At 38.4% G+C, this 13,049-nt stretch carries 14 protein-coding genes; 4 read left to right on the top strand and 10 right to left on the bottom strand.

The window, feature by feature from the left end:
• Nucleotides 1-16 precede the first annotated feature (16 nt).
• Nucleotides 17-442, top strand: a complete 426-nt coding sequence (locus HDF25_RS16040; RefSeq protein WP_184626516.1) for a hypothetical protein — start codon at nucleotides 17-19, stop codon at nucleotides 440-442.
• A 31-nt stretch (nucleotides 443-473) separates the two neighbouring features.
• Here HDF25_RS16040 and HDF25_RS16045 read toward each other — a convergent pair whose 3' ends face one another.
• The 7 genes from HDF25_RS16045 to HDF25_RS16075 form a co-directional block, all read right to left on the bottom strand.
• Entirely contained in the window at nucleotides 474-785 is a 312-nt protein-coding gene (locus HDF25_RS16045; RefSeq protein ID WP_221450925.1) for a hypothetical protein, read from the bottom strand.
• A 45-nt stretch (nucleotides 786-830) separates the two neighbouring features.
• Complete coding sequence (locus HDF25_RS16050) at nucleotides 831-1,322, bottom strand: hypothetical protein (RefSeq protein WP_184626518.1); 492 nt, start codon at nucleotides 1,320-1,322, stop codon at nucleotides 831-833.
• Nucleotides 1,323-1,345: 23 nt separating this feature from the next.
• Nucleotides 1,346-2,071, bottom strand: coding sequence for a hypothetical protein (locus tag HDF25_RS16055; protein WP_184626520.1), 726 nt, complete (start codon nucleotides 2,069-2,071; stop codon nucleotides 1,346-1,348).
• Nucleotides 2,072-2,210: 139 nt separating this feature from the next.
• Entirely contained in the window at nucleotides 2,211-3,542 is a 1,332-nt protein-coding gene (xylA, locus tag HDF25_RS16060) for a xylose isomerase (protein WP_184626522.1), read from the bottom strand.
• Nucleotides 3,543-3,558: 16 nt separating this feature from the next.
• Entirely contained in the window at nucleotides 3,559-5,028 is a 1,470-nt protein-coding gene (locus tag HDF25_RS16065) for a xylulokinase (protein WP_184626524.1), read from the bottom strand.
• 19 nt (nucleotides 5,029-5,047) lie between these two features.
• Nucleotides 5,048-5,629 (bottom strand): gluconate 2-dehydrogenase subunit 3 family protein, encoded by a 582-nt coding sequence (locus tag HDF25_RS16070; RefSeq protein WP_184626526.1) that lies wholly within the window; start codon nucleotides 5,627-5,629, stop codon nucleotides 5,048-5,050.
• Nucleotides 5,630-5,633: 4 nt separating this feature from the next.
• On the bottom strand, nucleotides 5,634-7,313 hold the full coding sequence (locus tag HDF25_RS16075; protein ID WP_184626528.1) for a GMC oxidoreductase: 1,680 nt from the start codon (nucleotides 7,311-7,313) through the stop codon (nucleotides 5,634-5,636).
• Nucleotides 7,314-7,554: 241 nt separating this feature from the next.
• Here HDF25_RS16075 and HDF25_RS16080 point away from each other — a divergent pair, with 241 nt between their 5' ends.
• Complete coding sequence (locus HDF25_RS16080; protein ID WP_184626531.1) at nucleotides 7,555-8,403, top strand: AraC family transcriptional regulator; 849 nt, start codon at nucleotides 7,555-7,557, stop codon at nucleotides 8,401-8,403.
• Here HDF25_RS16080 and HDF25_RS16085 read toward each other — a convergent pair.
• Nucleotides 8,400-8,756: a hypothetical protein gene (locus tag HDF25_RS16085; protein WP_184626533.1), complete on the bottom strand. Its 357-nt coding sequence runs from the start codon at nucleotides 8,754-8,756 to the stop codon at nucleotides 8,400-8,402. The two genes, HDF25_RS16080 and HDF25_RS16085, sit on opposite strands and share 4 nt — an antisense overlap.
• 101 nt (nucleotides 8,757-8,857) lie before the next feature.
• On the opposite strand from HDF25_RS16085, the gene HDF25_RS16090 reads away from it, so the two are divergent.
• Nucleotides 8,858-9,733 carry a hypothetical protein gene (locus HDF25_RS16090; protein ID WP_184626535.1) on the top strand — a complete coding sequence of 292 codons (876 nt, stop codon included), beginning with the start codon at nucleotides 8,858-8,860 and terminating at the stop codon, nucleotides 9,731-9,733.
• A 76-nt stretch (nucleotides 9,734-9,809) separates the two neighbouring features.
• Complete coding sequence (locus HDF25_RS16095) at nucleotides 9,810-10,772, top strand: erythromycin esterase family protein (RefSeq protein ID WP_184626537.1); 963 nt, start codon at nucleotides 9,810-9,812, stop codon at nucleotides 10,770-10,772.
• Here the strand turns inward: HDF25_RS16095 and HDF25_RS16100 are convergent.
• Together HDF25_RS16100 and HDF25_RS16105 are read right to left on the bottom strand one after the other, a co-directional pair.
• Nucleotides 10,753-11,676, bottom strand: coding sequence for a carbohydrate kinase family protein (locus HDF25_RS16100; RefSeq protein ID WP_184626539.1), 924 nt, complete (start codon nucleotides 11,674-11,676; stop codon nucleotides 10,753-10,755). The two genes, HDF25_RS16095 and HDF25_RS16100, sit on opposite strands and share 20 nt — an antisense overlap.
• Nucleotides 11,677-11,700: 24 nt before the next feature.
• Entirely contained in the window at nucleotides 11,701-13,026 is a 1,326-nt protein-coding gene (locus HDF25_RS16105; RefSeq protein ID WP_184626541.1) for an MFS transporter, read from the bottom strand.
• Nucleotides 13,027-13,049: the final 23 nt, after the last annotated feature.

Raw genomic sequence — 13,049 nt, forward strand, 5'->3', positions numbered from 1 at the left:
AGACAAAGTAGTTTTAATGAGAGTATTTTTAATTATTCTTGCAGTTGTATTATCCATAGTATCACTGGCGCTTTTTTTACTTCTTCAAGCGGCTGGAGATTTTGGCAAACCTACATATCGGATTATCCCCATTCTTTCACAGGATAGGAAATTTACAATTTATATCAAAGCCAAAAACTGGGGAGTTACAGGTGATCATCAATGCACCATAATTTCAACCTCTCCTGAAAAAGAATTTGAACCTGATTCCACAAGGGAAATCATTTTTAAAGAACTTGAGCCATTCTTATATAAGTCAAATAAAGATACATTATTCCTATATGTAAGGAAGAAGAGCATCATTCCTAAAAATATCCGATCCAAATGGATAATTCAGCAAATAGAAACTGACAACTCTAAAATGATGGATTTAAGAAAGAGAGGCCCTCTTAACAAGATTTAGTAATATATGATTGGCTAAATTTAAAACTCTATCATATGCCGTTTACCTTTAAACTCAGTACACTTGGATTTAAGACTTTTTCCAGATCCCCCTTTTTTAGGAGGTCGGATATTGTCTCATAGATACATTCCTTTGTTAACTCTCTAACAAACAAATCGGGTGGGATAACATATAGACCATTTGAGTTACTTTTTCCCCCGAGATCCAGAGCAATTGAAGTTTCCAAAGCATTAAAAGTCCAAACATTTATTCCATAATGCCTGCCATCAGCCATATGAACATGAATATTAGCAAAATCATTTTCTCTGTTCCATGAATCTGGTTCAATTTCTTCGAATTCCAATCACAATTTAAATTTCATCACACTTACCATTAAATTTTTGTGAGATCAATGCATTTTCAGCCATTCCCTCGCGTTGCTAATTACCAAGGCCTCGATATTGTCTATTGTAGCCTCAGGAACGTAACTTTGGTATGCCAGTCCATAATCAAGGTCATCCCAAGCCCAGTAAAATAAATAAAAGTCAAAGATAAAATCATTGTCATCAGTCGTTACAGCTATTTTGTAAAGTTTATACAAATTAGTTTTTACCAGGATAGATCGGGAGATCTGCCCAATAAGGTACTTACAGTATCCAAATATAGCCTCATTTTTTTCAGGAAGGACAATTCCTAACTCCTTAAATGCCCCAATAAGGTACCTTTCCGTTTCAGATAAGCTTGTCGGTTTGGAAATACCTGCCAGGATCAGAACTGAAGGCGTCTCATGACCAAGAGTCAACATTTCAACAGCCCAATCAACTACCTGATCAGCATTGAAGTCCTGAAGTTGTTTGTATGCCAACATTTTACTTGTTAAATCACTGGTTTGATTTGGCATTTGAGGATTTAGCATAGTAGTTTCTAATATTCACATAAGCTATTTTTCTTTATAACAGTTGAGCGGGCAGACAAAATTCGTCTGGCAGCTTCAACAGCAGCTTTGTCATATGTTTTCCTGTTTATAATCTTTTCATTTAGTTCCTGATTACTATGATCTTTAAAAGTCAATTTGTAATGGGAAATTCTATTCTCATAATCATCAATAAAAACACGTGATTTAGAAAATTCAATAGATTTCATATATGGAAAGAATCTAAAACATTTATCAGTTATATCAATTGGCGGATTCAATACATCTATCATTAAAGATGTAACATAAAATCTTGAACCGTCTTTGAACTTTATAAGTAGATAGCCATAAGGTGTCCAAGGAAGTATGTTCCGATTTGAATGATCTATCTTATTTTTATAATAAATGCTTAAATGCTGCTCAACTAAAATTAAATCTGAAAAATTGTAAAAATGCTCTTGCCCATCTTCACTCATAACGAATATATTTTGACTTTCATCAATTATTAATTTAAATCCGAAATTCTTCAAATAATAACTAATATGAAGAAAAACAACTGGTGCAAGAACAGGTATCAGCATAAGGCTTCCTACCGTTATAAAGGCTTCGATATCAATATTGTCTTTCTCAATAGATTCACCATAACAGTAACCAAAAAACAACACGAATATGCCTATAAGAGTACCCCTCAAAGACCATATATGTTTAATAACTGTAGTCTTATAGACAGTTCTCATAATCAGTTTTTATTAGCTACGCATGCCTTATAAATATCAAAAGTGCTATTATTTTGTGATAATGCATTGAATTCTACACCTAAAGAGGGTAAAAAACCATCAATATGCTGAATCAGACAGTCATTACAAATAGCTTTACTTAAATATATCTGTTAATCAGATTTTCCAGATACTCTTGTTTTCCACTGCGCATTTCAGGTTCTCCGTGTTGAACAGCGTAATTCCTCAAATCTTCTAAATTCAATTTACCCTGCTCAAATTCGGCACCTTTACCAGTATCAAAAGAAGCATAACGATCAGTTCTTATTTTCTGATAATTAGATTTCTGAAGAATAGCATCAGCAGTAATTAAAGCGCGCGCAAAAATATCAATCCCACCAATATGTGCGTAAAATAAATCAGCTGGATCAGTTGAATTTCTACGAATTTTGGCATCAAAGTTTACGCCTCCTCCTTTTAATCCGCCGCTTTCTAGAATAATCAGCATTGCTTCAGTCAATTCATTGATATCATTGGGAAACTGATCTGTATCCCAACCATTCTGGTAATCACCCCGGTTTGCATCAATTGATCCCAGTAAACCGCTATCAGCTGCCACTTGCAATTCATGCTGAAAAGTATGACCGGCCAGGGTAGCATGGTTCACCTCAATATTGAGTTTAAAATCATCAAGCAAGCCATATTGCTGCAAAAAGCTTTTCACTGTTGCTGCATCGTAATCATATTGATGCTTAGAGGGCTCACAGGGTTTTGGTTCGATAAAGAAAGTCCCTTTAAAGCCTTGTTTTCTTGCATAATCTTTAGCCGTGTGCAGAAATCTGGCCAAATGCTCCTGCTCACGTTTCATATTGGTATTCAATAAACTCATATATCCCTCTCTCCCTCCCCAGAAAACATAATTCTCCCCACCAAGGGCAATAGTTGCGTCTAAAGCAGCTTTTACCTGAGCAGCACCATGTGTTAGTACATGAAAATCGGGATTCGTTGAGGCACCATTCATATAACGTTTGTGGCTGAATAGATTAGCTGTTCCCCAAAGCAATTTAATCCCGCTGCGCTGTTGTTTCTCTTTTGCATACTCTACAATAGCCTGCAACCGGTGTTCATTTTCGATTATATCATCTCCATAATCAACTAAATCTACATCATGGAAACAATAATACGGCAGCTGCATTTTGGTCATGAATTCAAAAGCGGCATCCATCTTATCTTTCGCCCTTTCAATTACCCCTTTCTTTTCATCCCAGGGAAACAGATGTGTAGCTCCGCCAAAAGGATCACCGCCCGTTCCGTTAAAAGAATGCCAATAGGCACAGGCAAACTTAAGATGTTCTTTCATCGTTTTACCAGACACTACTTTATTTGCATCATACCACCTGAAAGCTAGCGGATTATCACTATCTATTCCTTCAAACTGCACCTGTTCAATTCCTTTAAAAAATTCCTTTGCTCCAGTTATTACTTTAGTCATCTTGTTGTGTTTTAAATTATATAGTGCTGTTCAGCACATTTTTCCAATCAATATATAATGCTTCGTATGCTTCTTTATTTTTAGGCTCCAGGTACCTGATCCGTTCATGTCCCGTAAACGCCTCCTCAGCATCGGCAAAGATACCTGCTCCAATACCAGCCCCCAGTGCTGCTCCCACGCTGCCGTCATTTTCATAAAGCTCGAGGGGAATCCCGGTTACATCGACAAAAATCTGCGCAAACAACTCGCTCAGAAACAAATTTGCCATTCCTGCCCGGATGACTTTGGGCTGCATTCCGTTTTCGCGCATAATATCCAGTCCATAACGAAAAGCGAACGCTATTCCTTCTTGCACTGCCCTGAAGATTTCTGCCTGACCATGCAGGTTAAGATCTATTCCGAGTAATTGTGCACCGGTATATTTATTGTCCAGCATCCGTTCTGCTCCATTACCAAAAGGTATTATTTTTAATCCTCTACTACCAATTTCTGCGGTTGAAACCAGGTCGTTAAGTGCAGCGTAAGAAAGGTTTGGTGCAAAATTATGTCTGGCCCACCTGTACATGCTTCCTGTGCCATTAATACATAACAATACACCTGTGTGTTTCTGACTATTCGTATAGGTAACATGTGCAAACGTGTTGATTCTTGACTGTGGATCGTAAATCAACTCATCACTAATCCCATAAATCACACCCGAAGTTCCTGCAGTGGCAGCAACTTCACCTGGTTTCATTACGTTTAAGGACAATGCATTGTTAGGCTGGTCGCCCGATTTATACGTCACAGGGATATCTTGAGGCAAACCTAGTAATAATGCCATATCTGGATTAAGCAGGCCATGTACAGAGAAGAGTGGTTTAATCTCAGGGATCAGTTTCTGATCAAAACCGAAATGTTCCATGAGCTCTTTTGATATTTCATTCTCACGAAAATCCCAGAATATGCCTTCTGAGAGTGCTGAAATACTGGTCGTGATTTTTCCGGTAAGCTTCATCGCAATAAAATCTCCGGGAAGCATTATTTTATAGATCTTCTGATAAAGTTCAGGTTCATTTAATTTCACCCAGGCCAGCTTTGAAGCTGTGAAATTTCCAGGAGAATTCAGTAGATGATGTAAACAAAATTCTTCGCCTAGAGCTTCAAAAGCGTCTCTACCAAGCTCTACTGCCCTGCTGTCACACCAGATAATGCTGTCTCGTAATACCTGTTGGTCTTTATCTACCAGAACCAATCCATGCATCTGGTAAGCAATCCCAATAGCTGTTACTGCTGCGAAATCAAAATTTCCATTTAACCGAAGGATAGCCTGAACTGCATTTTCCCACCAGTCATCCGGCGACTGTTCGGCCCATCCTGATTGAAGAGAAGTGATTTCTGCTTCTTCATCAGGATACTGTGCTGTAGCAACACGTTTACGTGTCTTTGTATCAACAACCGATACTTTGATGGAAGATGTGCCTATATCAAGGCCTAATAAATACATATCGGATAAAATTTAAATATTAAGCCCACGATTTATCTCCCTTTTGATAAGGTACATCTCCCTCATAACGCCCCGGTACCGCTATATAGCGCTGTGCCTTAGTGCAGCCTATTTCGGAAGTAAAATATCCCAGAAGGGTTAATTGCTTCATCATGGTAAAATAGTGGCCTGGCAAATCAGCTTCTTTCTGGTTGTTTCTTTTCAACTGATATGCCTTTGCTTCCTTGTCAAGTGCCTCTAATAGAGCTAATTTTTGCTGCGGATTAGCATCCATAAATCCCAGATTATACATTTTTTTACACGCGTCATTGAGCTTACCGATACCCTTATAAAAAATCTGCTGATCTGTTGCTGAATAACAGTCCCGGACCATTACAGTCATCCATGTGCCAACGTTAGCCGCCTTGGCTCCAGGGCTTTGGGTAGCAGGTAATATAGTATCGGCAACCTCGTTCAGAAATTCACGGTCTTTCTGACTAAAAGCTATAGCACTGCCCTGTTTTCCTTTGTCAGAACTACAACCAATAAGTAAAGCATTTCCCCCGATGATAGCCCCACCGGTAAGCAAGGCAATCATCTTCAAAAGTTCTCTTCTTTCCATCTGTTTAAATGTTATTCTTCTTTAATTCATCGACGGCATGATCTACAGCCCTGGCTGTTAAGGCCATATAAGTTAGGGATGGATTCTGACAAGCAGATGAAGTCATACAGGCTCCATCTGTGACAAATACATTCATACAATCCCATACCTGGTTCCATTTGTTCAGAACAGATGTTTTAGGATCCCTGCCCATTCTCGCCGTCCCCATTTCATGAATGCCATGCCCTAAAGCGTGTCCGTTATCCCAGGTATTGACATTCTTCACTCCTGAGGCCTCAAACATAGCTTTCATTTCTTCCTTCATATCCTTACGCATTTTGAATTCGTTCTCTTTCAATTCTGCATCCATAGCCAATACAGGCAGCCCCCATTTGTCCTTTTTGTGCGGATCTAGTGAAATCTTGTTTTCATGATAGGGCAATATCTCTCCGAAACCGGTTGCCCCGATGGTCCAACGACCAGGTTCCGTCAGCGCATCCTTAAAATTCCCGCCAATATTTAATTCGGCGATTTCCCTGCCCCAGCCTTCTCTACTTGCGCCCCCCTGATAACCAAAGCCACGCAGGTAATCTCTTTTATCTCCGGCCAGGTTAACAAATCTTGGAATATAGAATCCATTAGCTCTCCTGCCGAATACATATTTATCTTCATAACCTTCAACAGTTCCTGAAGCACCGACATTGTAATGATGATCCATTACATTATGTCCCAGTTCACCACTACTGCTTCCCAAACCACCTGGCCAGACAGCAGTTGCAGAGTTAAACAGGATCCAGGCAGTATTTAAAGTGGATGCACATAAGAAAACAATCTTGCTTTTAAACTCATAAGTGTGATTGGTTTCTGTATCCAGTACTTCGACTCCCTTTGCCTTTTTTGTATCTACATCGTATAAAACCTGCTTTACTAAAGAATAAGGCCGTACGGTAAGGTTCCCGGTCTTCATCGCTGCTGGTAAAGTAGAAGATTGTGTACTGAAATAGCCCCCAAAAGGACATCCTTCCCAGCACCTGTTCCGGAACTGACATTTTGTTCTTCCAGGAATTTCTGCAGTGAGATTTGCGACCCTGCCTATAATTAAATGTCTCTTCTCACCGTATTGCTTTTTTATTCTTTCCGCCATATCCTTTTCAACACAGTTCAATTCCATAGGAGGCAAAAAGTGTCCGTCCGGTAATTGCGCGAGATTTTCCAGAGAGCCACTGATTCCCGCAAATTTCTCTACATGATCATACCAGGGAGCGAGATCTGCATAACCAATTGGCCAGGGTACAGCAATTCCGTCTTTTTCATTACCCTCAAAATCCATCTGGCTCCAGCGATAAGATTGCCTTCCCCATAATATTGACCGCCCGCCCATACGGTAACTCCGCCACCAGGTAAAAGGTTTGGTTTCGGTGTAAGGACAATCCTCTTCATTGGCCCAGGCATCCATGACGGCTTCGGACGCTGCCCAGCCACGGTGAATCACAGGATATTTCTTTTTCTGTTCAGTAGTCGTCCCCCCTCTGTGCTCAAACTCCCATGGATTTTTCTGCGCCGTTTTATAATCTTTAATGTGATCGTAAGGGCCGCCCCGCTCCAATAGCAAAACTTTTAATCCCTTTTCACAGAGTTCTTTTGCGGCCCATCCACCGCTTATTCCAGAACCAACTACAATTGCGTCGTATGTACTATTTTCCATAAGCAGCTTTAATTGAAATTTCAGACATAAGAATATATTTGGTTTATTATTCGATCGGTTGTTCGGCTAATTTTATAGTTCAACTTAAAATTATTCCAGCACAGCCGATTCCTTAATTTTAAATCTACCGAATTATATAAGTGCCGCTCAACCGTTATTTATTGAAAAAAATATGCTATCTGATCAATTATAAGATTGAATTGTATTATTTTAGGTTAATATAGCAGTCGAACCAAACTTCATGAAAACACTAATTCAGAAAATACATCTGGAAGAACATCACTCTTTTGCCTGCCGGACCTACAGAACACCTGATTTTGAAACTGCCTGGCACAAGCATCTGGAATGTGAGCTAATTCTGATTACAGAGGGAAATGGAACAGCATTGATAGGTGATTATATTGGAGAATATAAAGAGGGTGACATATTTTTTCTGGGCCCTAATGTACCACACTGGTTCAGAAAATCTTCACAAAAAATTGTTGGTAGTGCCATTGTAATTCATTTTCTAAGAGATTTCTGCGGCGAGACATTTTTGGCGTTGCCTGAGATAAAGCCTGTAGCCAGATTATTAGAAAATAAAAATACGGGTATTCAGTTACAAGAGAACTTATCAATAGATATAGCTGTGTTAATCCGGCAACTGGAGCATATGGAAGGTATTGAACGTATTCAACTTTTGTTAAACTGTTTACAGAAAATCAGCATATCACCAGAGCAAAAGGTTATTACAATGACCTTTGACACGATTACCAGTGGCGAAGAAAATTCCGTTATAGAAATCATTATAGATTATTCTTTTAAACATTTTCTCAATCCGATATCTTTAAAAGAAGTTGCAGGTATTACCAGGATGTCCATCCCGGCATTCTGTCGTTTCTTTAAACGGAATATTAAAAAAAGCTATTTTGATTTTATTAAAGAGATCAGAATCGGGCACGCCTGTAAACTTTTGAGAGAAACAAACCGGCCCGTTTTAGATATTTGCTACGACAGCGGCTATAACAGCTGGGCACATTTTAGTAAACAATTTAAAACCGTAACTAAGATACCTCCATCACAATATAGAAAGCAGCATATCAAGAATTAACTTTCTATCTCCTCAATAGTTAATTCTTGATTGGTAAGTGCAAAATAAAGATTCTGGATCTGGTGAACGTATTGCAGTTTATAATCCAGCATGGCGATTTCACCATCCATAGGCTGTAAACTTTCACTTAATACGAACTGATGGCCATTCTTCTTTTCCAATACGTAAGTGATTTCATTTCCTTCGTCATATTCAAACTCAAACCGTTCAAAACCAAATTTAACCACCCACTCTTCTGTTAAAGGAATTGGCTCCATCATCCCGGCAGAATCAATATCAGATCCATAAGGTATTTGCTCAGGATGACCATGATCTAAGGTGTAATTTCCAATTCTTAACTCGCTTGCTTCCATAATTTATTATTCGTGCGCAAAATTAGAATAAAAAAGCAATCAAATTCTTTTTTAATACTTCGGTTCAACTATCTTTAAAAATTACGCTCTAAATCAACACAATGAAAATAAAATTAATATTAATTACACTATCTGTTATTACATTATACTCCTGCAAAAAAGGCAAACCAGAAATCACCCCGGAACCTGTCAGGTATTCAAAGATAGAATCATTTCTTACTCCTTATGAAAATGAACAGTTAGTACCTTCCAAAAGGTTTTTGTTGAGTAGTAAATCCTTCGATAATAGTGGTCATTTAACATTGTATTTGTATCGCGTATTTGGTACTGATTTAGTCGACACTGTTGACAACACTCTTCAAAAATCAACCTATAAATATGAAAACAACAGGATAGTCGAAGAAGATGTGCTAAGTATCGCCAAGGCTATTCATCAGGTTGATGTTAAGGTCAAATTGACATATACCAGTAAAGGGGACACTTCCGAAGTTACAATATATGATAATCAAACAAGCAAATTATCTGGCAGATATGTTTATTTTTATGGAAGCAACGGCATGAAATCAAAAATCACCTGTTACAGTGTAACGGATGAAGTGGGTAGCCCAGCTGGTACAGAGTTTTATAGTCACTTCTTTAAATATGATGATAACAAGAACATTACTGAGCTTTCGGAGATATTACCCGATGCAAAAAATACTGTTAACTATACTATAAAATACGTTTATAATTCAAAAAACAATCTTATTAAGGCTACTAATATTACCTATCATTTTGGACCATATTATGAAGGACAATATCAATATGATGAAAAAGGGCGGATAGTAGAATATACAAAAACCCATAACCCAGGTGTTCCGGAAAGCTGGTCCACAAGATTCGTAAATAGCTACAATAATGACGGCCAATTATCGAAACAAATCCTATATAGTGGCACCTTTCAAATTGGAATTATAGAATATTTCTATATCAAATAATAGATGTAAAATTCAAATTATGGAATCAGGAAAACAATTGCATCTGTAAAAGAAACCATTTATAAACCTTTCTTTTATGAAAAAAAATTACATCCTCATTTTGATCCTGATCCTTTCTTCTGTCGGCAGAAGCTATTCACAAGACAAAAACATAAATTGGATTAATAAAAACGTCCATCCTTTATCATCAGACTCAGCCATGAATGAGTTATCATTCTTATCGGATGAGCTGAAAGGAAACTCAATAATCGGTCTTGGAGAAGCATCTCATGGCACGAAAGAATTCTTTGATCAAAAAAGCCGTATCATCAAATACCTGGTTACCCAGCTTAATTATAAGAGCCTCGGGTTTGAAATGCACACTTCTACAGTCGATTCTATCAATCAATATGTACTAAATGGCAAAGGCAATTTAAAAGAATTCGTGTCGAAAATGGGCCTCTATAATACCAAAGAATTTTTTCAGCTTTTTCAATTTATAAGAGCATATAATGCAAAACAACCCGCTGTTCAAAAAGTAAATGTATTTGGCTTTGATAAACCAGACTACGCAGGCATTCCTTTGGAACGCGACAAACTGATGGCTGATGAAGTTATTCAGGCCCAACAAAAATCAGGTAACAAAACTATTATCTGGAGCCACAACGTACATCTGGCAAAAGATACAACCATGGCAAACTACCAGGGAATGGGTTATTATCTGAAACAGAAATTCGCTAAAAACTACTATGGCCTAGGTTTTGACACCTATAAAGGTTCAGTTAGTGTACTGGGTGAGGATGGTTTTATAAAACATGATTTTGTCGCTAAAGAAGGTTCTTTTACTGCTCTTTTCGCCAAAGCAAAATATCCCGTTTTTTTCATCCCTTTTAATGTAAAGTCCAGCCCGTTTTCAGGATCGAAAAACACAATTACCAATATTTATTCATCCTGGAAAGAACAGACCGATAAATCCCTTCCTATTCGTCCTGGTTTGGATTTCGACGGGCTTATTTTTATCCGGGAGACAACTGCATCTGTTAAATTAGATTTACAGTAAAGGGATGGCTCTCTCTGAAGGCAATAAACTCCTCCAATGTATATTCAGGACAAGCCCCCTCACGTGCGGTAACAAAAGCACCCAACGAAACTGCCTGATGCATAATCTGATCTGCGGAAGTTCCTCTTTCTAATCTTTTCGACAAAAAACCAGCTAAAAAGGAGTCGCCACTGCCAACCGTATCTTTTACCTCAATGGGTACCGTGGGGTACAAATAAAAGTCATCGCCATGCGCATAAAGCGCTCCTTTACTTCCTTTAGAAATAATGATCTCATGCATACCAAATGTATCCTGCAAATAGTTTATACTGTCTTTTTCACTATCATAGGTCTTACCTAAAAAATCCAGCATCATACGCAGCTCTGCTTTATTGAATTTGGCGAGTTGCGTTTTATATAACAGATCTTTGATAATCTGTACATCATAATATGGTGGTCTTAAATTAATATCAAAGACATTGTAGGCACTTGCCTCAATTAATTCAAATAAGGTATTTTTAGATTTTTCGTTACGCGTAGCCAAACTGCCAAACACCAGCGCGTCCGTCGTATGAAGCAATTGTTGATCTGCTCGTCTGACTTCAATAAAATCCCAGGCTACATCCTGAACAATATCATACTGTGCATCATTATTTTCGTCCATTGTAGCTACTACCGTACTGGTAGGATGTACATCGCTGACCTGGATACCAGCGGTTGAAATATGCCAGTTTTTAATCTGATCTAATAACTGGTGTCCAAGTTCATCATTACCAACACTACTAATCATATTTGCATCAATTCCCATTTTGAAAAGGTGGTAGGCAACATTAAATGGTGCACCTCCTGCCCTCCTCTGACCTCCTGGAAATATATCCCATAAAACTTCTCCAAAACAGGCTACTTTAATTCTATTTCCTTCCATTGTAATTTTTTAATTATTCAATTGTTATTTTCCCCCCATCAGATCCTTCTCCCTGATACGGGATCCTAATAAGGCATAGGATAACATGAGCAGTTCACATACTACAGTCATCCACCAGGTCCATCTCCAGGACCCTAAAATATCTGCCAACCCTCCCTGAACAAGCGTAAACACGGCACCACCAAATACCGCAGAGATAAATACTCCTGAAGCTTTAGAGGTATATTTGTTCAAACCTTTTATCGAAAGTGAAAAAATACAACTCCACATCGTAGAATGTAAAAGTCCGATAGCAACCAGGAACCAAAGGTTTTGTGTAACCATGGCTATAATAGCTAGAATTGCGGCCAGTATAGTTGTAGTAGCCAATTGTGTCTTTGCAGAAATCTTACTAAAAAAACTGGAGATAGCTCTTCCTACCAGAAACCCTCCCCAGTACAGGGTAGATAGAAGAGCATGTATCCCCAGATCCACTCCCCCGATAATGATATCTGTCTTACCAAAGAAGGTCATCGGATGGCCTGAATCCATCAGTTCAAAAGCATGGAGATTGATATTGGCACCGATGGACACTTCCGTACCTACATAAAAGAAAATGGCCAGCACCCCTAGTGCAAAATGCCGGAAAGACCAAATGCTTTTTTCTAGTTTTTCTCCGGCAGTAGCCCTGGTATTCGCGATGTCCGGCAGATGAAGTTTACTGGTAATCAAAGTAACCAGAACAACGCAGCCAATCAGGGCAATAAGTGGCAATAGCAATTGTTTAATTTCGATATTCGCTATGGAGATACCGCTAAACATGACAACGGTTACGAAAAATGGTGCGGAGGTTGTGCCTATCGAATTGATTGCTGTAGTAATATTTAAACGTTGTACTGGCTGTGTACCAGGCAATTCATAAGAAGCCACATAGGGGTTTACCACTACCTGAATAACTGCGGCAGAAGTACCCATCAGATAAGACCCTATGATAAAGATAATAAAACCGTAAGGCAACGCTACATTACCAAAATGAAGGGAAAAGTGTGAATATTGATCACCAAACCACGAAGAGCATAAATACATCAGTAACCCTGAAATCATAAATATAAGGCCACGGATGATGGTATTTTTGTAGCCAAAGAGGTTTACCCATTTACTGGCCCGGGTTCCATTCAACAGATACCCTAAAAAGAAAAAGAAAGAAATAAAAGTGGTGAATGTATTTTTTAGATTTCCGGCTTCAGCTAAAAAAGCGAATTTTAAAGGGGCTTGCAGCTGCTCATTTACCGTAGTTAAAAACCCTACTACAAAGTAAATAAAAGTAACTATTGCAAATGGCAGTATGCCATTGCGAACTTTTGTTTCCATAATTTTACAGATTGAGATTCAAA

Source organism: Pedobacter cryoconitis (assembly GCF_014207135.1).
Lineage (GTDB): Bacteria > Bacteroidota > Bacteroidia > Sphingobacteriales > Sphingobacteriaceae > Pedobacter > Pedobacter cryoconitis_D.